Here is a 20,395-nt window from a genome sequence, read left to right as displayed (position 1 = left end):
TTTCCCGGCTATAATCCTTGGCCATGATCAACATCGTGCACGCGCCAGACTTCCAGCAAAGCCAGCGGCTGCGCCTCAACACGCTGATCCGGCTGCGCTGGCTGGCCATCGTGGGCCAGAGCCTGGCGGTGCTGGTCGTCGCCTATGGGCTCAAATTCCCGCTGCCGGTCAGCCTCTGCTTCGCGCTGGTCGCCTGCTCGGCCTGGCTTAACCTGGTGCTGACCTTCCGCTATCCGGCAGCGCACCGGCTGACCCCGTTCTCAGCGTTTTTCATCCTGACCTTCGACAGCCTGCAGCTTGCCGGCCTGCTCTTTTTGACTGGCGGCCTCACCAACCCGTTCTCCGTGCTGATGACCGTGCCCGTCGTCATCTCGGCGGCGTCGCTGCCGCTGCGGCTGACTGCGGTGCTCGGCGCGCTGGTCATGGCGGCGGCCACGTTGCTGGTCTTCTTCCACCAGCCGCTGCCATGGTATGAGGGCGCGCCGCTGCCCATGCCATTCATCTATGTCGCCGGCATATGGATGGCGGTGTTTTCCTCGATCGCCTTCACCGCCATCTATGCCTTCCGCGTCGCCGAGGAAGCCCGCCTGCTCGCCAATGCGCTTGCCGCCACCGAACTGGTGTTGCAGCGCGAGCAGCATCTGTCGGCGCTCGATGGCCTCGCCGCCGCCGCCGCGCACGAACTCGGCACGCCGCTCGCCACCATCGCCCTTGTCTCCAAGGAAATGGAGAAGGCGCTGGGTAACGATCCGAAATATGGTGAGGATGTGAAGCTGTTGCGGTCGCAGAGCGAGCGCTGCCGCGAGATCCTGAAGCGGCTGACCAGCCTGTCCTCCGAGGGCGAGGCGCATCTGTCGCGTCTGCCGCTGACCTCGCTGGTCGAGGAGGTGACCGCGCCGCACCGCGATTTCGGCATCTCGATCAAGCTTCGGCCGGGCGAGCGCGTCGGCCCCGAACCGGTGGGACGGCGCAACCCCGGCGTCATCTACGGCCTCGGCAATCTGGTCGAGAACGCCGTCGACTTCGCCCGCAACAGTGTGACGGTGCGATGGAGCTGGGACGAACTCGACGTCACCTTCTCGATCATCGATGACGGGCCGGGCTTTCCCCCCGAAATCATCGATCGCATCGGCGAGCCCTATATGTCGACACGCCAGGGCAACGAGGCTGGCGGTGGCCTGGGTCTCGGGCTGTTCATCGCCAAGACCTTGCTCGAACGCTCCGGCGCCACGCTCGATTTCCGCAATTCGAGCGGACTGGGCGAAGGCGCGATCGTGCAGATATCGTGGCCGCGCACGGTCTTCCTCAACCCGGAATCGGTGGGGATCTCGATGTTCGACACCGCGTAAAAGCCTTGGCGGAGGCGGCAAAATTGGACAATGGCGTTCAGGAACTATATCTGCGTAAAATTAAGGCAGCAGGATTTTTTGAGATAATGACTGGCGAAGAAACAATTGGCGCAATGGTCGAAGGCGAGGACACCTCGCTGCTCATCGTCGACGACGACAAGCCGTTCCTGACGCGGCTGGCCCGCGCCATGGAAACCAGGGGTTTCGTGGTCGAGACGGCCGAGAGCGTCGAGGAGGCAGTGGCCAAGGCGCGCGCCCACCCGCCGGCCTATGCGGTGGTCGACATGCGGCTTGGCGACGGCAACGGCCTCGACGTCGTCGCCGCCATCCGCGAGAAGCGCGACGATGCCCGCACCGTCATCCTCACCGGCTACGGCAACATCGCCACCGCGGTGACCGCGGTGAAGCTCGGCGCCATCGACTATCTGTCGAAGCCGGCTGACGCCGACGACGTGTTTGCAGCGCTCACCCGCACCGCCGGCGAGCGCGCCGCCCCCCCGGAAAATCCGATGTCGGCCGACCGCGTGCGCTGGGAACACATCCAGCGCGTCTACGAAATGTGCGACCGCAACGTGTCGGAAACCGCGCGCCGGCTCAACATGCATCGCCGCACGCTGCAGCGGATACTCGCCAAGCGCGCACCACGCTGAGGTTCACGCGCCGGCGGCGCCGGCCGCCAATTGCCGAACCTCAGCGCTGCCCCTCACCTGCCTGCCGGCATCCTCTCCCCGGTATAGAGACGGGGGAGAGGGGCGCTCTCATCGCCGGTTTCGCCAATCGCCGGCGTTGCAGGAGACGACGGCGAGGCTGAAGCTGCCTCTTTCTCCCCGTCGCTATGTGGGGAGTTGAGGAATGGTCCGCGAAGCGGACGAAAAGCCAACTGCTTGGCTTTTCGAATGACGAACGTCCGGCAGGACAATGAGGGGCGGCGCCAACGCTGGAAACAGTTGCGCTTGCCGTGCCATCGACCTTTGCCCATCATCGGCAATAACGCCGCCGGAAAACCCGGCAACGGAGCACAGATGCGCGACAAGCAGCCGAAATCCATCCTTCGCGAATTCCTCGACGGCGAGGCGGCGGGCGGCATCATCCTGATGGTTGCGGCAGCCCTTGCGCTGATCGTCGCCAATTCACCATTGGCCGAAACCTATTTCGCCGCTCTCCACGCCTATCTCGGCCCGCTCAGCGTGTCGCACTGGATCAATGATGGGCTGATGGCGGTGTTCTTCCTGCTGGTCGGCCTCGAGATCAAGCGCGAGATGCTCGACGGTCAGCTCTCGACCTGGCCGCGCCGCGTGCTGCCGGGCGTCGCCGCCGCCGGCGGCATGCTGGTTCCCGCACTCGTCTATGTCGCCATCAACCGCAACAACGCCGCCGCGCTCTCCGGCTGGGCGATCCCGACCGCCACCGACATCGCCTTTGCGCTCGGCGTACTGTCGCTGCTCGGCAACCGCGTGCCGGCGTCGCTCAAGATCTTTCTCACCGCGCTCGCCATCATCGACGATCTCGGCGCCGTCATCATCATCGCCATCTTCTACACAAGCGGCCTGTCGCTGGCCTATCTCGGTGCGGCCTTCGCCGTCATCGCGGTGCTCATCGTGCTCAACCGCATGCGGGTGACGAGGCTGACGCCTTACCTCGTGCTCGGCGCCGTGCTGTGGGTGCTCGTGCTGAAATCGGGTGTGCATGCGACGCTGGCCGGCGTGGCGCTGGCGCTCACCATTCCGCTGAAAACTTCTCCCGGCAGCGGGCACGATCTCGACCATTCGCCGCTGCACCGGTTGGAGCACGGCCTGCACAAGATCGTGCCGTTCTTCGTCATCCCGATTTTCGGCTTTGCCAATGCCGGCGTGTCGCTGGCCGGCCTCAGCGCCTCTGCCCTGGTCGAGCCGCTGACGCTCGGCGTTGCCGCCGGCCTGGTGCTGGGCAAGCTGGCCGGCGTCTTCGGCTCCTCGGCGCTGGCGATCCGGCTCGGCTTCGCCGACCTGCCGGTCAATGCCGGCTGGCTGCACATGATCGGCATTTCGCTGCTCTGCGGCATCGGCTTCACCATGAGCCTGTTCATCGGCCTGCTCGCCTTCGCCAACGACATGGCGCTGCAGGACGCCGTCAAGGTCGGCATCCTGGCGGGGTCCTTCGTTGCAGCGCTGCTGGGTGCCGCCGTGCTCCTGATGGCGCCGGCGGCAGGGGTGGAGGAGGTGGTGGAGTAGGTGTTCTTGGGTTCCTCGCCCCCGCAAAGCGGGGCGAGGAACTTGAGCTTCGTCTACTCGCTCTCTCCCGCCAGCGCCGGCACCGCCACACCCGCCAGTTCCGCCGCCAGCAGCCGCGCCGCACCCGCCCGTGCGATGCGCAGCATCAGCGCCTTGCGCGTTGCCGCCGCCATCCGGTGCTCGGGCGCATCGCGCAAAATCTCGGCGCCGTAGCCGTCGGACAGGATGAAGCCGCATTCCTCCGGAAAAATATCCGAGGGCACGCCGGGATGCGTGGCGAAGAAGAAGCGGTCGGAGTGCAGCCGGTAATCAGGCCATTTGCGGTCGACGCGAAAATCCTCGATCGAGGATTTGATCTCGATGATCCAGATGTCGCCCTGCCTGGTCAGCGCCACAAGGTCGGCGCGCCGCCCGGTGGCCAGCGACAGTTCGGGCAGCACATGCATGCCCATTTGCATCAACAGCCGCTGCACGCCACGCCGCACCAGCATGGCGCGTTCCGACTGGCGGCCATCGATCAGGGGATTGAGGAGAATCGAGGAGATGATCGGCATGGCAGCCACCATGCCAGATTTTGTTCACGGTTTGAACCCTGTGTGACCAGGCGATTATCCGGTTGACAAACCCAAAGTGAAATAGGATTATATGCCTGACAGGCCGGCGCAGGGGACAATTCAGGCCCTGCTATCAATCTTTAATATATAACTCAAAAAAGGATACAATTATTCCAATAATTACGGCGATATGAAGTGCTATATAGACGTATAGCAGAGGTTTTCTATCGGTCTTTTTCCACCTATTTGTTCTGATATCTAAAAGACTGAAATATATAAATATCATGACTGGCGTTGCAGCAAAAAGAAACATCGGAAGTGGCACGGAGCGCCTCAAAGAATCTATGGAACGCGAAACATACCGTGCGCAATTTCCGAAAGCTACCCAGCCGTAGGGGAATGGCTCCCCTTCCAAGATCACGAAATAATCACTGTGGGATCATCGCAAGCCGTATTCGCGCACTGGTATCAGTGCATGCTAATTGTATGAATCAGCGAATCGGAGCGGCTAATGGCCATTAAGCGCGAAGACGGATTTGAACGAGAACTAGAGCGGCTAGCACAATTGAGCGGCAGCGAAACCACTGAAGACAGGTTGCTTGTCTATGGGACCGACAAGGGCATCAAGATCGATATTCGATATGCGGGCGAAACACTTTGGATGACACAGGCCCAAATAGGTCAGTTATTCGGGAAGACGGTCTCGACCATATCGCGCCATATCAGGAACGTTTTTGAAGAGGGTGAATTGGTTGAAGAGGGCAATTTGCAGAAAACGCAAATTGCTGGTGCCACCAAACCGGTCGCTCTCTACAGCCTCGATGTCATCATCTCGGTTGGCTACCGCGTTAATTCGAAACAGGCCACTCAATTCAGGATATGGGCGACCGAGCGTTTAAAGGAAATCCTCTTGAAAGGATGGTCCATTGACGTCGCTAGGATGAAGAACCCAGAGAGCCGCGACCATCTAAAAGAGCTAAAGGAGACCATACGAGACATCCGATCTTCGGAGGCAAACCTATATCGGGAAGTTCGTAGCATCTGCGCAATGTGCCAAGACTATGACCCGCAATCCGAGGAGTGGCGAAACTTCTATGCGGGGATGCAGAACAAGCTCTTGTGGGCGGTCGCGTCTAAGACCGGCCCGGAGTTGATTTTGGAGCGGGCCAATGCCGATGCGGAAAACATGGGCCTTACAACCTGGGCAAATGAAAACATCCGGAAAAATGATGTTTGGATCGCTAACAATTTTCTAGCTGGCGCGGAGATCAGGGAGAAAAACCGGCTGACAACAATGCTTCTCGACTATTTCGAGGATCAGGTAGACATCGGACGGCTTGTCATGATGGCTGAAGCAGAAGAGAGAATGAACGGGTTTATTAAGTTCAACAATCGTCCGCTTCTAACGCACCTTGGAAGCGTCAAACGTGAGAAGGCACAGGCTCACGCCGAACGCCAGTTTGAGAAATTTAAGGAAAAGCGTCGAACTTTGCGACAAGGAGGCTAGGCGCCAATCTTTTTCGGCTTTTCACGGTGTCTCCGAACCAGTGCCTTTATTTGCTCCGCTGAGAGCTTCGGAGCGCGGGCTACCTTTCCCACGGCAGCTTCAAAAGTGGCGTCGGATGGATCGCCCTTTAGCTTCCGAGCGGCATCTCGGAATTTGTCGATTTGCTGCTTAGGCTCTTCCGGCTTGTCCGTATGGGGCATCTCGAAAATCCGCATAGTGGATGATGATTAGATTGGGGTGGATCTCATAAATCACTTCGATTGAAGGCATATCGATTGAGCGGGCTCCGTCGAACACATAGCCTCGAATGGAGCCGGTATCGTTCAATGGACTGCCGCAGTTCTCGTCACGCACAATGGTCCAAGTCACGTCTTCCCAAGCGTCGAAAGCCCTTGACCATTTTTCTTCGGCCAAATCTCTCGCGAGGCGCACGCGGTCTTCCTCGCGGCAATCCTTCATTTACATCAAACCCAGTTCCCTAGCGCGTGCGCGCAACCGAGTTGTCTCAGCGTCGTTAGGCTCACGGCCACGTCCAGCCAAGATAGAGTGGAACGGCAATGGCTCTTTCATCTTCGCGATTTCCCACCCGTAATCGTGAGAATATTCGCTCACTGATTTTGCCGTGTGCTTTCCGTCAATCTCTTTAATCCAGTAATCAATTTCCTTGGTTTCGTCGGGGTGGAAGACATTGCGCGGGGGCGGCACAAGGCCCTTGAAGACCCACTCATCATCAGTGCCTCGCCACTGCTCTACCAAGCGCAACGCCACCAGTTCATTGCGCACGTACATTCCATCGCGCGGGATAGGACCGTGCTTTTCGCGGATATAGGGTGCGCCTGTAATTGATTGGCCGGTCAACACGAAACTGCGGGCATCTGAGAACCACGCGACCTTGTACAGCTTGGTGGCGCCAAATCCAGCGCGAGCACCAGCGCCCCATATCACATAGTGAAATAGGTGCTTTAGGCGCTCTCTGTCATAAGGCCTGTCTGCCATTGCTCGCGTACGCCTTCGTACTAACCATGAGGCGAACCTACTGTTAGATAGGTTATCTCATGCCTCCTGACGATACATTAAACGCTTACCTTTTGCACCTACGAGCGCGATAAAAGCGCGGGTTCCGTCATCAACTCCCAAGGCAATGCGGTTGCTATAACGGAAGTCGAACTCTGCCAGATAGCGGTGCAAGTGCTGCTCACCGCAATGCTGATAGACGCCTTTCATGCCGCGCTTGAAAATCGAATAGAAGCCTTCCACGGTGTTCGTGTGGATGGTCTTCTCGCCTTCGTAGCGCACGTACTCGTCCTTGGAATGCGTGACGACATCGTGCGAGGCGAAATCCTGGCTGGCACGGCGATAGATGCCGCTTTCGTCGCTCATCAATGCGCTCTCGCGAGCGATGTTGGCGCGAACGATTGGCATGACGTTGCCCATGCGGGCCGTATCGACGTGGAAGGAACGGGCGCGGCCACCACGCTCTACCAGCGTAACGACCGTGTTCTTGTGAGCGCCACCGCCACGTTTGACGGGAGCGTTAGCGAGACGGCCAATGTAGGTCTCGTCAACTTCTACGGTCTTGCCGTTGCCGCCAAGCGGGGAGAAGTCGCCAGATGCCATTGCAAGGCGAATGCGGTGGCACAGGAACCAAGCGGTCTCATACTTGCATTCGAGTATGCGGTGCATCTGGTGAGCGCTGATGCCCTTCTTAGAGGCACACATAAGGTGGATAGCCTGAAGCCACTTGGTGAGCGGCATATGGCTTTCCTCAAAGATCGAACCCATACGGACGGTGAACTGCGAGCGGCAAGCGCTGCACTTGTACAGGCCGTGACGCTCGACACCATTGGGGTTCTTCTTGGACGGCTTGGTGCGAACGCCCTTCAATGCGTAGTGGCGATCAACAGAGCCGCACTTGGGGCAAACCGGACCATTCGGCCACAAGATGCCTTCCACATGCTCGAAAGCCTTGGCTTCGTCGTGGAACTCGGGGCGGGACAGAACGGACATGGAAATCTCCTATGCCCTTACCCCACGTAATCACTTTGGGTTTGTCAACCGGATAATCGCCTGTGACCATGGCGATCGTATGGTTGACAAACCCATAGGCGAATTTTCTCTCGCAATGATAAGAAGCACGGTCCTTGGCACGAGGGGAGACACCATGGGGTTTTTGGGATTCATCAACCGGCTTTTCCCCGCGACCGAAGAGTTGCGCCGGTACTCAGCGATCGCGGGTCCCTATTCATTCATGTTTCTGGTGAAGCGCATCCCAGCCGAAAACCGGAAATTCGTACGCTTCCGCCTCAGCCATATGGGAGCGGTCCAGGATAGTTGCACATTCAGCGTCGAGGAGTTCGGTTCCCTCGTTGATGCCGTCCTGAAGACAAAGGCAGAGCTAGATGACCCACTGCTCACGAGCGCTACCCAGCCGTAGGGGAATGGCGGCGATTATACGGTTGACAGAACTGAGGCTACAACTTGATCCGAGCGCCTTCCGCGATCGCACCATATCTGTATCGGCGCGGTCTGGTATTGCTCCGGAACGCCCCTGCGTCCGCCGATCAACTTCCGTTCTTAGCTATAAGGCGCCCGGACTAAAGTCTTGCGCCGTGAACGCAAAGGTCTGATGTAACCGCTTTGGTTCCGTTCTTGTCCCTTGGACGTTCCCGTATTTTAGTCAGTCGAGATACTACCTATATGGCCGAAGCCGGCCTGTTCTCGAGTAGCGCAGCCCCCGCAATGTCATCCAAAATCGGGCAATCCGGCCGGTCGTCACCATGGCAGGCATGGATCAGCGTCTGCAAGGTCGTGCGCATCGACTGCAGCTCGCGCACCTTTTCCTCGATGGCGCTGACATGGGCGGCGGCAATCTCGCGCACATCGTGGCTGGCGCGGCTGCGGTCCCGGTAGAGCGCCATCAGCTGGCGGCAATCGTCGATTGAAAAGCCGAGGTTGCGGGCGCGGCGCAGGAAGGCTAGCCGATGGATGTCGTCGCTGGAATAATCGCGATAGCCATTGCCGGCGCGCGCCGGGGCGATCAGGCCGATCTCTTCATAGTAGCGGATGGTCTTGGCCGGCAGGCCGGACCGCGCCGCGGCGTCGCCTACATTCATTGTGATTCCTCGATGTGGTTCCCTGATTCTAGGCTATCCGACAGGACCGACCATTGTTTTTCCTTCACAATCCCGTGAGTCCTGTTGCCGAAATGCCATAGTTGACGGCTTACCGGCACGTAAGCTCCTGCATATAGGCATCGCGCGCTTGGCAAGCAAAGCAAATGCCAGCATGAATGGTTTCAGGAAAAGCGGCCGTAACGTGTCGCGACATCTTGGCGGGGCATCGGACCATTTCATGCGCATGAAGTCATTTGCAATCGTCGCCGCACTTGCGTTGTCGGCCGCGATCTCGGGTTGCAGCACGATCGGCTCGCAACTGTTCACCAACAACTACGGTTCGGTGAACGATGCAGGCTACCAACTGCCGCGCATCCCGATCGAGAGGGTGCCGCTGAAGTACCACCGGCAAGAGGTGAACTACGACACCTCGGAAAAGCCGGGCACCATCGTCGTCGATACCCAGAACAAGTTTCTCTACTTCGTCGAAGGCGACGGCCGGGCGATCCGCTACGGCATCGGCGTCGGCCGCGAAGGCTTTGAATGGCACGGCACCGCCCATATCGCGCTGAAGCGCGAATGGCCGACCTGGACGCCGCCGCGGCAGATGATCCAGCGCCAGCCGGAGCTAGCGAAGTTCGCGAGCGGCATGGAGCCGGGCTTGAAGAACCCGCTCGGCGCGCGCGCCATGTATCTGTTCAACAAGGGCGGCGACATGGGCTACCGCCTGCACGGCAGTCCGGAATGGAATTCGATCGGCAAGGCGATGTCGTCAGGCTGCATCCGGCTGATGAACCAGGACATCATCGACCTCTACGACCGCACGTCGGTCGGCGCCAAGGTCATCGTGATGTAGGGACCATGATCCGGAACCGAGGTCCACGAAAGCGAAAAGTGGAACCGGTTTTCGGGAAGACCATGGTCAAAATAGGCGTTACCCTTCGTACGCGGACCGTCTAGGCAACAACGGACGTCCAAAACAGAAAACCGGGCAATCTGGCCCGGTTTTTTGTTGCTCGCTCGAATGCGTGAAGGGGTCTTAGGAGACCTGCTCGACCTGCTGTACTTCCGGCACGAAGTGGCGGAGCAGGTTCTGGATGCCGTGCTTCAGCGTCGCCGTCGAGGACGGGCAGCCGGCGCAGGCGCCCTTCATGTGCAGGAACACGGTGCCGTTCTCGAAGCCGCGGAAGGTGATGTCGCCGCCATCTTGGGCAACCGCCGGGCGCACCCTGGTGTCGAGCAGTTCCTTGATGGTGATGACCAGTTGCTCATCGGCCTTGTCGTAGAATTCGCCGGTCTGGCTGGTCTCGGCGGCGGGGCCGGCGTTGACCATGACGGGCGCGCCCGACATGAAATGCTCCATGATGGCGCCCAGGATCGCCGGCTTCAGGTGCTGCCAGTCCGGGCCGTCCTTGGTCACGGTGATGAAGTCATAGCCGAAGAAGACGCCGGTCACGCCGGGGATCTCGAACAGCCGGCCGGCCAGCGGCGAGGCGCTGGCTGCACTGTCGGCGTCGCGGAAATCGGCGGTGCCTTCAACAAGGACTTCCTTGCCGGGCAAGAACTTCAGCGTTGCCGGGTTCGGCGTCGATTCGGTCTGGATGAACATGGCCGTCTCCGTGCCCAGTCGGGCAGCTAGTTTGGAATGGTTCTAAATAGGCTCAATCGGCTGGACATTCAAGCGAAACGCGTCGCTCAAAATGGCTGGCTGGCGGAATGTTTTGCTGGCTGGGAATGAATCCCGCGCGGGCTATAAAATCCATCCGAAACCGCTTCACACTTTCCGGCATCACTCTTTATGCGAGGCTGTCGATCTCCTCGTCGGAAAGGTTCTGCGGCACCACTGTGACGGGAATAGGGAAGGCGGCGCCCTTGCCGGCAACAGCCCCGACCAGCGGCCCGGGTCCTTCCTTGCCGGCACCTGCCGCCAACACCAGGATGGCGATGTCCTGATCTTCCTCGATCAGCTTGTGGATCTCTTCGGTAGGCTTGCCTTCGCGCACTACCATCTCGGGCTCGATGCCGAGCTTCTGGCGCACCTTGTTGGCGTAGCCGTCGAGTGCCGCGCGTGCCGTGGCATTGGCCTCCTCGCGCATGATCTTCTCGACGCCCAGCCAGTGCTGAAAGTCGTCAGGTGTGATGATGTAGAGCAGCACCAGCGTGCCGCTGGTGCTCTGCGCCCGCTTGGAGGCGTAGGCGACGGCGCGCTCGCACTCCGGCGTGTCGTCGATGATCGTCAGGAATTTCCTGCGATGGCCGGCTTCGCGACTGAGGCGTTTGGAGACCATGTCTATCTACTCGATGTTTTCGGCCGCAATCTGCCACCGCGACAGACCGGCGGCAAGCCGCCGGCCTTGGGCCAGAATGGTGCGGTGCACTGACGGTAGGATCAGCCCTGCAACAGGCCGATAATGTCGCGTACCGTCTTCATGGTGGTCTCAGCCAGCGCGCCGGCGCGTTCGCCGCCGTCTCTCAGCACCGCGTCGACATAGGCGCGGTCGCCCTCGATACGGCGCATCTCGCCGGCGATCGGCGCCAGTTTTTCCACGGCAAGGTCGGCGAGCGCCGGCTTGAACACGGAAAACTGCTGGCCGCCGAATTCCTTCAGCACGTCCGCCTTCGACATCTCGGCCAGCCCTGCATAGATGCCGACCAGGTTTTCCGCTTCCGGGCGGCTTTCCAGGCCGTCGACTTCGCTTGGCAACGCTTCCGGGTCGGTCTTGGCCTTGCGGATCTTCTTCGAGATGGTGTCGGCATCGTCGGTCAAATTGATGCGGGACAGATCCGACGGGTCCGACTTCGACATCTTCTTGGAGCCGTCGCGCAGGCTCATGATGCGCGCCGCCGGCCCGCCGATCACCGGTTCGGTTATCGGGAAGAACCCGTTTACCGTCTCTTCGCCAACCTGCATCTCGACGCCGACGCCAAGACTGGCGATGCGGCTCGAAAAATCATTATTGAACTTTTGCGCGATGTCGCGGGTCAGCTCCAGATGCTGCTTTTGGTCCTCGCCCACCGGCACATGGGTGGCGCGGTAGAGCAGGATGTCGGCCGCCATCAGCGAGGGATAGGCAAGCAGGCCCAGCGAGGCGTTCTCGCGGTCCTTGCCGGCCTTGTCCTTGAACTGCGTCATCTTGTTCATCCAGCCGATGCGCGCCACGCAGTTGAAGATCCAGGCAAGCTCGGCATGCTGCATCACCCGCGACTGGTTGAAGACGATGTGCTTCTTCGGGTCGATGCCGGAGGCAAGGAAGGCCGCGGTAATCGAGCGGGTCTGGTCGGCGAGGTCGTCATGGACGAGTTGTGCCGTCAGCGAATGCAGGTCGACGACGCAATAGATGCAGTCTGACGTGTCCTGCAGGGCGACGAATTTCTTGATGGCGCCGAGATAGTTGCCGAGATGCAGATTGCCGGTCGGCTGTACCCCGGAAAAGACGAGCTGTTTGAAGGCGGTCATGGGTTCCTCATGGCTTGTGGAGGGCCGTATAAGCGTGATTCCGAAAAGTTGCAGACTTTTCGGAGCCAATCACGCGGCTGGAAACCACGCGCGGCGAAAGTCTTGCGACGGCGCGCTTATGGACGAAGGGGCGGAGAGGATCAAGACCGGTGTTGCTGTTAGCTCGCCCGGACTATTCGTCCAGATCGGCGTTTGGCGCTGGCGCCGCTGCCTTGCCCGAGCCGCGTTTCACATTGCGCCGGATCATGCCGAAATCGGCGCCGCCGGTGGCAAAGGCCGTGACGAAGTAGAGAGCCGCTCCGCCGGCCACGAGCGCCAGCAGCGTCACGGCCTTGATCACCAGTGGCGAGCCGGGGCCGAGCCTGACGGCCAGCCAGTGCTCGGCGAAATAGAGCGCCACCGCCATCACCGCAGCCGACAGCACCAGGCGCGGAATGCGCTTCAGCAGCGGCGCGTCGCGGCCCCAATGGCCGCGTCGGATCAGCACGGCAAGCAGCATCACAGCGTTGACCCAGCCGGCCACGGCCGAGGCCACCGCAATGCCGGGCGCGCCCATTTTCGGGAACAGCGTCAGTGCCGTGATCACGTTCACGCCGACCGAAATGGCGGCGAACATCATCGGCGTGCGCGTATCCTCGCGGGCGAAATAGCCGGGAGTGAAGGCCTTGATCAGCACGAAGGCCGGCAGGCCGAGGCCGAAAATCGCCAGGATCGCGGCCACGGTCGGCGTCGAGCCGTTGGCGGCGAAGGCGCCGCGCTCATAGACCAGCCGCACGATCGGCTCCGCCATTACCCAAAGGGCCGCCGCCGCCGGCAAGGTCATGAACAGCGTGAACTCGACCGAGCGGTTCTGCAGATTGGCCGCCTCGACCAGATTGCCCGATTTCAGCGCCCGCGACAGCTCCGGCAACAGCACGATGGCCACCGCGACGCCGACGACGCCGAGCGGCAGCTGGTAGATGCGGTCGGCGTAAGCAAGCGAGGACACGGCGCTGTCCTGCGCCGACGCGATCGCCGTGCCGATCAGCTGGTTGATCTGGGTGATGCCGCCGGTGATCGCCGCCGGCAGCGCCAGGATCAGCAGGCGCTTGACGTTGGGCGTCATCTTCGGCCGGCGAAAGCCGATGGCGATGCCGGCATTGCGCACAGCCACCCAGACAATGGCGAGCTGTACCAGCCCCGCCGCCAGCACGCCCCAGGACAGGCTGAAACCAACCTCACGGGCATCCATGCCGTGGTACCAGGCGTAGCCGAGCACGCTGATCAGGATGATGTTGAGGAATGCGGGCGCCACGGCAGCCGCGAAATAGCGGCGCAGCGAATTCAGCATGCCGGCCATCATGGCTGCGAGCGACATGCAGATGAGATACGGGAACATGATCGTCGCCAGCAGGACGGTCGTCTCGAATTTGCCCGGCGTGTCGGCAAAGCCCGGCGCCACGAGATAGCGCACGATCAGCGGCATCGCCAATTCCATGACGATGGTCAGCGCCAGAAGTGCGGTGAACAGGACGCCGAACACTTCCTCCGAAAAGCGCTTGGCGCCGTCGGTGCCGTGAGTCTCGATCTCCTTGGCAAACAGCGGCACGAAAGCGGCGTTGAAGGCGCCTTCGGCAAACAGCCGGCGAAACGTGTTGGGAAACTGAAAGGCGGCGTTGAAGGCGTCCGCCACCGGCCCGGTGCCGAGTGCGGCCGCCATCAGCATTTCGCGGCCAAAGCCAAGGGCGCGGCTCATCAGCGTGCCGGACGCAACCGTGGCGAATTTCTTGACGAGGCTCATGCGCGGGGAGATTGCCTGGATGATTGGGACAAAGGGGGTGATTGGGACAAAGTGATGGTCACTCGGCCGCCGCCTTGGCCTTGCCGCCGCGCTCTGGGACAACGCCTTCAAGCGCCGCGATCAGCCTGGCGTGGATGGTGGCGGTGCGTGCCGGGTTGTCGATCTTCTGCCCCGTAAGGTCGGTGACATAGAAAGTGTCGATCACCTTCTCGCCGAAGGTGGTGATGTGAGCCGAGGCGATGTCGAGCGAGAGATCGGACAACGCACTGGTGATTTCCGACAACAGCCCAGGCCGGTCCAGTCCCTCGACCTCGATCACCGAAAACCGGTTCGACAGCGTGTTGCGGATTTCGGCGCGCGGCGGAATCTTGAACACCTTGGCGCCGCGCCGCGGCCGGGTGCGCTTCTCGATCATCTCCGGCAGCCAGCTCTTGCCCGACAGCACGTCCTCGATCAGCCGGCCGACGCGCTCGGCGCGACGGCGCTCATCCTCATCGCGGTCGAATTCCCGTGAGATCAGGATGATGTCCAGCGCGCGGCCGTCGGACGTGGTGAAGATCTGCGCGTCGACGATGTTGCCGCCGGCTCCCGCGCAGGCGCCGGCAATGACCGAAAGCAGGCGCGGATGATCCTGCGCCAGCACGGTTATCTCGGTCACCGCCTCGAATTGGTGGGTCCTGACCACGGTGGCGAGCTTCTTGCCTGCCGCGTCGGCTTCGCGGATGAATTCGGCATGGCGCAACTGATCGGGGAGGTCGACCGTCAGCAGATAGTTCTCATAATGCAGGCCGACATAGCGCTTGCGGGCCTTGTCCGGCCAATCGGCCAGCGCCTCGGCCAGCCGCTCGCGCGCCGCCGCCGTCCGCTTGGCGCGCGACACTTCCGAGAAGCCGCCGGTCAAAAGCAGTTCGGTCTCGTAGTAGAGCGTGCGCAGGAGCTGGCCCTTCCAGCCGTTCCACACGCCCGGCCCGACACCCCTGATGTCGCAGACGGTCAGGATCAACAGCATTTTCAGCCGCTCGACCGATTGCACGATCGAGGCGAAATCCTCGATCGTCTTGCGGTCGTTGAGGTCGCGCGTCTGCGCCGTCATCGACATCACCAGATGGTTCTCGACCAGCCAGGCGACTGTCTCGGTGTCGGCCGCCGACAGCCCCATATGCGGGCAGATGCGGCGCGCGATCCGGGCGCCGGCCTCTGAGTGATCCTCCGGCCGGCCCTTGGCGATGTCGTGCAGCAGCACCGCGACATAGAGTGCCTCGCGGCTCTTCTCTAGCCCCGGCATCAGCGTGTGCGAGAGCGGATGCACCTTTTCGCCGTCGCCGCGCTCGATCTCGGCCAAGACGCCGATGCAGCGGATCAGGTGCTCGTCCACCGTATAGTGGTGGTACATCGAGAACTGCATCATGGCGACTATTCTGCCGAAATCGGGGATCAGCCTGCCGAGCAGGCCGGCCTCGTTCATACGCCGCAAATTAAGCTCGGCATTGCGGTCCGAGGTCAGGATGTCGAGGAACAGCCGGTTGGCCTCCTCGTCGCGCCGCAGCGACTTGTTGACCAGACCGAGCGAGCGGGTGAGCAGCTTCAGCGCATCGGGATGGAACTCCAGCCCGTGCTTGTCGGCGAACCAGAACAGCCTGAGCAGATTGACCGGGTCGCGCTCGAACACGCTGTCGTCGGCGACGTTGATGCGGTGATTGTCGACAATGAAGTCCGACGTGCCTGCCAGCTTGCGCTTGCGGCGCTGGAAGGTGAGGAAGATGCGGTTGAAGCCGGGCACATGCTTGGCCTGCTCTTCCTCGAGCGCGGCGCAGAAGATGCGGGTGAGGTCGCCGACATCCTTGGCGACGAGGAAGTAGTGCTTCATGAAGCGCTCGACCGCCGACAGACCGGGATGGGTGGTGTAGCCGAGACGTTCGGCAATCTCGCGCTGGATATCGAAATGCAGCCGTTCCTCTGGCTTGCCGGTGAGGAAATGCATGTGGCAGCGCACCGCCCAGAGGAAATCCTCGGCCTTGAGGAATTCCCGGTATTCGGCCTCGGTGAACACAGCCTTGTCGACCAGTTCCTCGCCTGTGCGCACGCGATAGAAGTATTTGGCGATCCAGAACAGCGTCTGCAAATCGCGCAGGCCGCCCTTGCCGTCCTTGACGTTGGGCTCGACCAGATAGCGGCTTTCGCCGGCCTTGGCATGGCGATCGTCGCGTTCGGCGAGCTTGGCCTGCACATATTCCGGTCCGGTGGTGCGCACCACTTCATGGTCGAAGCGGGTGAGCAATTCGTCGAAGAGCTTCTGTTCGCCCCACAGGAACCGCGCTTCCAGGATCGTGGTGCGGATGGTGATATCGCTGCGCGACAGCCTGAGACACTCGTCGATGTTGCGGGTGGCGTGGCCAACCTTCAACCCGAGGTCCCACAGCATATAGAGCATATATTCGACGATCTGTTCGCCCCACGGCGTCTGCTTGTAGGGCAGCAGGAACAACAGGTCGATGTCGGAGCCCGGCGCCAGCGTGCCGCGGCCATAGCCGCCGACGGCAACGACCGCCATGCGCTCTGCGGTCGAGGGGCTTTTCACCCGGTAGACGTGGGTCGCGGCGAACTCGTAGAGGGCGCGGATGATCTCGTCCATCAGATGCGACAGCCGGGCGGCGCATGCCGTGCCGCTGCCATCGTCCATCAGCATGCGCTCGGCAACCTTGCGGCCCTCGGTCAGCCGATCCTTCAGCAGCCGGAGCGCGCCGACGCGCGCGCCGGGCTCGGCGCCGCTGGCCGCCGAGATCAGCGCCGTCATGTCGCGGCGCAAAGCCTCGCTGTCGATCAGCGCGTCGAGCTTGAGGGAGATTTTTGCCATGGATTGCCGGTGGGCCTCGCCTTTGCGCGGCGTCTATAGCGCGTTTTCACGGCGCTGTGTATGGGGCGGACGGACGCGTCGGCCGCGATACCAGAAAGGGATGATCATCTCGCGCCGGAGCCGGAAGAGATCGGCGATCTGCCGCGTCAACCGCCTGGCCTCGATCCTTACCTTGGCGGTGATTGGCTTCTGGCGCTGTTTGCCTATCCCGCTTGCCACCCATTCCTCTGTTCGCTCCTGCTTCAGCAGGCTTGGCAATCTCACCGGACTGTCGCCGAGGAATTGTGCCTGCAGGCACAATGCCGGGACGAGTTGGTAAATGACCTTGTCGGACGAGGTCGCAAAACGCGGATTGAAGATGAGGTGATCGACGGGAATGCTGATCTCCTTCGTTGCCGCAAGAAGGTCCTGCGCGGCCTGTCTGGACAGGATGTATCCCGCCGTACCGATATGGAGCCCGTGCAGTCTGCTCGCAGAAAAACCGTGGCCGCAGGCGACTTGCTTGCGTGAAATTACGGTCCGGTTGAAGAACGTTTCCAACTTGACGATGTCCGCATCGGCGGGAATCCAGCCCGCATCGGCAAGCAAAGCACCGGCTTTGTCCGGGAAAACGACATCGTCCTCGAAAATCGCCGCGTAAGCATCCTCACCTGTCGCGATCATCGACCAACACTGTTGGTGGCTGAGCAGGCAGGCAATCTCGGCGTCGGCCAGGCGCAAATGCTTCTTGCCCTGCGGCATTTCGGCCAGATCCGGCCGATCTCGCGCATCGATGGCGGCGACCCGCTCGAAGGCGATGCCGATGCGCGCGAACTCCGCCGTTACATGGGCGAGGCGATCGCGGGACCGATCGAGATTGATAATCAGGCATTTCATTTGGGTGGGATCGATGCAGTGGGACGCGCGTCCATAGCATGGGAACAAAGTTGCGTAAGCGATTTTCCCTCGATGTGCGCGATGACGGCCACGATCGAAAAGTGGAAATCGCCCCTTGACCTTCCAGTTACTGGAAGCACTACCTCCTCACCCAGACAGATATAAGGCACTTTTCGATGGCGCATTCCGAGCATCACCACCACGCGCACGCGGCCGATGGCAACTGCTGTACGGCAAAGGCTGCTGAGCCGGCCGCCGAAGCAGTGGTGCGCGATCCGGTCTGCGGCATGAGCGTCGATCCGGCAGCCGGTAAGCCGACGGCCGAGCATGGCGGCCGTCTCTTTCACTTCTGCAGCGAGGGTTGCCGTACGAAATTCGTCGCCGGGCCCGAAAAATACCTGACCGCCACCGACCCCGTCTGTGGCATGAGTGTCGACCGCGCTACCGCCAGGCATTTTTTCCGCCACGAAGGCCAGGGTTTCTATTTCTGCTCGGCCGGCTGCCGGGCGAAGTTCGAGGCCGAGCCGCAAAACTATCTCGGTGACAGGCCGACGCCGTCGCCAGTGCGGAAAGGCACGCAATACACCTGCCCGATGCATCCCGAAGTGATAAGAGACAAGCCCGGCTCCTGCCCGATCTGCGGCATGGCGCTTGAGCCGATGGGCGTTCCCACTGGCGATGAGGGCCCGAACCCCGAACTGGTAGACTTCACCAGACGGTTCTGGGTCAGCGCGGTGCTGTCCCTGCCGCTGCTGATCGTTGCCATGGCGCCGATGCTCGGCCTGACGTTCCAGGCGTTTGTCGACGGGCGAACGATGGTCTGGCTGGAATTGGCGCTGGCCAGCCCCGTCGTGCTGTGGGCGGCCTTCCCGTTCTTCCACCGAGGCTGGGAGTCGCTGGTCAACCGCAGCCCCAATATGTGGACGCTGATTTCGCTCGGTGTCGGCGCTGCCTATCTCTACAGCGTGGCGGCCACTCTGTTCCCGGACATTTTTCCACACCAGTTCCGCGGTCATGGCGGCACAGTGCCGGTCTATTTCGAGGCAGCCGCCGTCATCGTCGCGCTGGTATTCCTCGGTCAGGTGCTCGAATTGCGGGCGCGCGAAAAGACCGGCTCGGCCATCCGTGCGCTGCTCGACCTGGCGCCGAAGACGGCACGGCTGATCGGGGAGGACGGCTCCGACACCGACGTGCCGCTCGTTGCGGTCAAGGCCGGCGACCACCTACGCCTCCGTCCGGGCGACGCCGTGCCGGTCGACGGCACTGTAACGGAAGGCCGTTCCTCCATCGACGAATCGATGATCTCGGGCGAGCCGCTGCCGGTCGAAAAAACGAAAGGCGATGCCTTGACCGGCGGCACGCTCAACAAGAACGGTTCGCTGATCATGCGCGCCGAAAAGGTAGGCTCCGAAACGACGCTTTCGCGCATCGTCGAGCTGGTCGCAAAGGCGCAGCGTTCGCGCGCGCCGATTCAAGGTTTAGCCGATCGCGTCTCCTTCTACTTCGTGCCGGCCGTCGTGCTGGTCGCGCTCATGGCCTTTGCCGCCTGGGCGATCTTCGGTCCCGAACCCAGCTTGATCTTTGCCATCGTCTCGGCGGTCTCGGTGCTGATCATCGCCTGCCCCTGCGCGCTCGGCCTGGCGACGCCGATGTCGATCATGACTGCTACCGGGCGCGGGGCGCACGCGGGCGTGCTGATCAAGGACGCGGCCGCGCTCGAGCGCTTCGCTTCGGTCGACACGTTGATCGTCGACAAGACCGGCACCTTGACCGAAGGCAAGCCTCGCTTGACCGATGTCGTCGCTGCCGAAGGCCTGTCTGAGAATGAATTGCTGGCGCTCGCCGCCGGCCTGGAAAAAGGCTCGGAGCATCCGCTGGCCGAGGCCATTGTCGGCGGCGCCGGCGAACGCGGCCTGACGCTCGTTGAGGCCGGCGGCTTCGACGCCGTCACCGGCAAGGGCGTATCCGGCACGGTGTCTGGCAGGAAGGTTTCGCTCGGCAACGCCGCCATGATGGCCGATGTCGGCATCGACACCGCTTCCCTGTCGGCCAGGGCCGAGGCGCTGCAGGCAGAAGGCAAGACGGCGATGTTCGTTGCGGTGGACAAAAAACTGGCCGGCATTGTCGCGGTCGCCGATCCGGTCAAGGCAACGACAGCCGAGGCGATCAGGGCGCTGCACGACAGAGGCTTGCGGATCATCATGGCGACCGGCGACAATGAATGCACGGCGCGCGCCATCGCCAAAAGCCTTGGCATTGACGAGGTGCGCGCCGGCCTGCTGCCGGAACAAAAGGCAGCCCTTGTCGAGGAGTTGCGTGCGAAAGGTGCGGGCGTCGCCATGGCCGGCGACGGCGTCAACGATGCGCCGGCCCTGGCCAGCGCCGATGTCGGCATCGCCATGGGCACCGGCGCCGATGTCGCTGTCGAGAGCGCCGGCATTACGCTGGTCAAGGGCGATCTCAACGGCATCGTCAGGGCCCGAACGCTCGCCCAGGGGACGATCCGCAACATCCGCCAGAATCTGTTTTTCGCCTTCCTCTACAATGTGCTTGGCGTGCCGGTTGCCGCCGGCGTGCTCTATCCGCTGACCGGCACGCTTTTGTCGCCGATGCTGGCGGCGGCGGCCATGAGCCTGTCTTCGGTTTCGGTCATCGCCAACGCATTGCGGCTGCGGACGTTGAAACTCTGAGCAAA

General features: G+C 61.7%; 18 protein-coding genes. 7 read left to right on the top strand and 11 right to left on the bottom strand.

Features of this window, described 5'->3' with window-relative positions; genetic code table 11:
- Positions 1 to 23: 23 nt before the first annotated feature.
- The 3 genes from NKI35_RS04695 to nhaA all read left to right on the top strand — a co-directional run bounded on the left by NKI35_RS04695 (position 24) and on the right by nhaA (position 3,559).
- The gene (locus tag NKI35_RS04695; RefSeq protein WP_023729620.1) at positions 24 to 1,349 is read left to right on the top strand and encodes an ActS/PrrB/RegB family redox-sensitive histidine kinase; all 1,326 of its coding nucleotides are present in this window, start codon (positions 24 to 26) and stop codon (positions 1,347 to 1,349) included.
- Positions 1,350 to 1,435: 86 nt separating this feature from the next.
- Entirely contained in the window at positions 1,436 to 1,999 is a 564-nt protein-coding gene (locus tag NKI35_RS04690; protein ID WP_112560594.1) for an ActR/PrrA/RegA family redox response regulator transcription factor, read from the top strand.
- A 372-nt stretch (positions 2,000 to 2,371) separates the two neighbouring features.
- Positions 2,372 to 3,559 (top strand): Na+/H+ antiporter NhaA, encoded by a 1,188-nt coding sequence (nhaA, locus tag NKI35_RS04685; RefSeq protein WP_023732524.1) that lies wholly within the window; start codon positions 2,372 to 2,374, stop codon positions 3,557 to 3,559.
- A 53-nt stretch (positions 3,560 to 3,612) separates the two neighbouring features.
- Here the strand turns inward: nhaA and NKI35_RS04680 are convergent, their stop codons facing one another.
- Positions 3,613 to 4,113 carry an MmcB family DNA repair protein gene (locus NKI35_RS04680; protein ID WP_352738802.1) on the bottom strand — a complete coding sequence of 167 codons (501 nt, stop codon included), beginning with the start codon at positions 4,111 to 4,113 and terminating at the stop codon, positions 3,613 to 3,615.
- A gap of 511 nt (positions 4,114 to 4,624) precedes the next feature.
- On the opposite strand from NKI35_RS04680, the gene rhuM reads away from it, so the two are divergent.
- Positions 4,625 to 5,620 (top strand): RhuM family protein, encoded by a 996-nt coding sequence (gene rhuM, locus NKI35_RS04675; RefSeq protein WP_352738800.1) that lies wholly within the window; start codon positions 4,625 to 4,627, stop codon positions 5,618 to 5,620.
- A gap of 168 nt (positions 5,621 to 5,788) precedes the next feature.
- On the opposite strand, the gene NKI35_RS04670 is transcribed toward rhuM, so the two are convergent.
- From NKI35_RS04670 to NKI35_RS04660, 3 genes are read right to left on the bottom strand one after another with little or no spacing between them, the layout of a single operon-like run.
- A complete protein-coding gene (locus NKI35_RS04670; protein WP_156932586.1) occupies positions 5,789 to 6,079 on the bottom strand; it encodes a hypothetical protein in 291 nt (96 codons plus the stop codon).
- Entirely contained in the window at positions 6,080 to 6,616 is a 537-nt protein-coding gene (locus NKI35_RS04665) for a Panacea domain-containing protein (RefSeq protein ID WP_023703554.1), read from the bottom strand.
- A 57-nt stretch (positions 6,617 to 6,673) separates the two neighbouring features.
- Positions 6,674 to 7,627, bottom strand: a complete 954-nt coding sequence (locus NKI35_RS04660; RefSeq protein WP_352738796.1) for an IS1595 family transposase — start codon at positions 7,625 to 7,627, stop codon at positions 6,674 to 6,676.
- Here NKI35_RS04660 and NKI35_RS04655 point away from each other — a divergent pair.
- Entirely contained in the window at positions 7,626 to 8,054 is a 429-nt protein-coding gene (locus NKI35_RS04655) for a hypothetical protein (protein WP_023703553.1), read from the top strand. The two genes, NKI35_RS04660 and NKI35_RS04655, sit on opposite strands and share 2 nt — an antisense overlap.
- Before the next feature lie 259 nt (positions 8,055 to 8,313).
- Here NKI35_RS04655 and cueR read toward each other — a convergent pair whose 3' ends face one another.
- Entirely contained in the window at positions 8,314 to 8,733 is a 420-nt protein-coding gene (gene cueR / locus NKI35_RS04650) for a Cu(I)-responsive transcriptional regulator (RefSeq protein WP_352738794.1), read from the bottom strand.
- Positions 8,734 to 8,971: 238 nt separating this feature from the next.
- Between cueR and NKI35_RS04645 the strand changes: the two genes are divergently transcribed.
- Positions 8,972 to 9,589, top strand: a complete 618-nt coding sequence (locus NKI35_RS04645) for a L,D-transpeptidase (protein WP_023692663.1) — start codon at positions 8,972 to 8,974, stop codon at positions 9,587 to 9,589.
- 183 nt (positions 9,590 to 9,772) lie between these two features.
- On the opposite strand, the gene NKI35_RS04640 is transcribed toward NKI35_RS04645, so the two are convergent.
- The 6 genes from NKI35_RS04640 to NKI35_RS04615 all read right to left on the bottom strand — a co-directional run bounded on the left by NKI35_RS04640 (position 9,773) and on the right by NKI35_RS04615 (position 17,700).
- Complete coding sequence (locus NKI35_RS04640) at positions 9,773 to 10,342, bottom strand: NifU family protein (RefSeq protein WP_023685140.1); 570 nt, start codon at positions 10,340 to 10,342, stop codon at positions 9,773 to 9,775.
- Between the two features lie 187 nt (positions 10,343 to 10,529).
- Positions 10,530 to 11,021: a universal stress protein gene (locus tag NKI35_RS04635; protein ID WP_023672856.1), complete on the bottom strand. Its 492-nt coding sequence runs from the start codon at positions 11,019 to 11,021 to the stop codon at positions 10,530 to 10,532.
- A 101-nt stretch (positions 11,022 to 11,122) separates the two neighbouring features.
- On the bottom strand, positions 11,123 to 12,190 hold the full coding sequence (gene trpS, locus NKI35_RS04630; RefSeq protein ID WP_023672858.1) for a tryptophan--tRNA ligase: 1,068 nt from the start codon (positions 12,188 to 12,190) through the stop codon (positions 11,123 to 11,125).
- Positions 12,191 to 12,362: 172 nt separating this feature from the next.
- Positions 12,363 to 13,970, bottom strand: coding sequence for a murein biosynthesis integral membrane protein MurJ (gene murJ / locus NKI35_RS04625; RefSeq protein ID WP_352738792.1), 1,608 nt, complete (start codon positions 13,968 to 13,970; stop codon positions 12,363 to 12,365).
- A 58-nt stretch (positions 13,971 to 14,028) separates the two neighbouring features.
- Positions 14,029 to 16,824, bottom strand: a complete 2,796-nt coding sequence (locus tag NKI35_RS04620; RefSeq protein ID WP_023685137.1) for a [protein-PII] uridylyltransferase — start codon at positions 16,822 to 16,824, stop codon at positions 14,029 to 14,031.
- A 33-nt stretch (positions 16,825 to 16,857) separates the two neighbouring features.
- Positions 16,858 to 17,700: a glycosyltransferase family 25 protein gene (locus NKI35_RS04615; protein WP_023698944.1), complete on the bottom strand. Its 843-nt coding sequence runs from the start codon at positions 17,698 to 17,700 to the stop codon at positions 16,858 to 16,860.
- A 176-nt stretch (positions 17,701 to 17,876) separates the two neighbouring features.
- Between NKI35_RS04615 and NKI35_RS04610 the strand changes: the two genes are divergently transcribed.
- On the top strand, positions 17,877 to 20,390 hold the full coding sequence (locus NKI35_RS04610) for a heavy metal translocating P-type ATPase (RefSeq protein ID WP_023831185.1): 2,514 nt from the start codon (positions 17,877 to 17,879) through the stop codon (positions 20,388 to 20,390).
- Positions 20,391 to 20,395: the final 5 nt, after the last annotated feature.

Origin of the sequence: Mesorhizobium sp. M0676, from assembly GCF_040320535.1 — a bacterium.
Lineage (GTDB): Bacteria > Pseudomonadota > Alphaproteobacteria > Rhizobiales > Rhizobiaceae > Mesorhizobium.
Note: the sequence above shows the minus strand (reverse complement) of the source record. Positions and strands in the feature narration are given on the sequence as shown.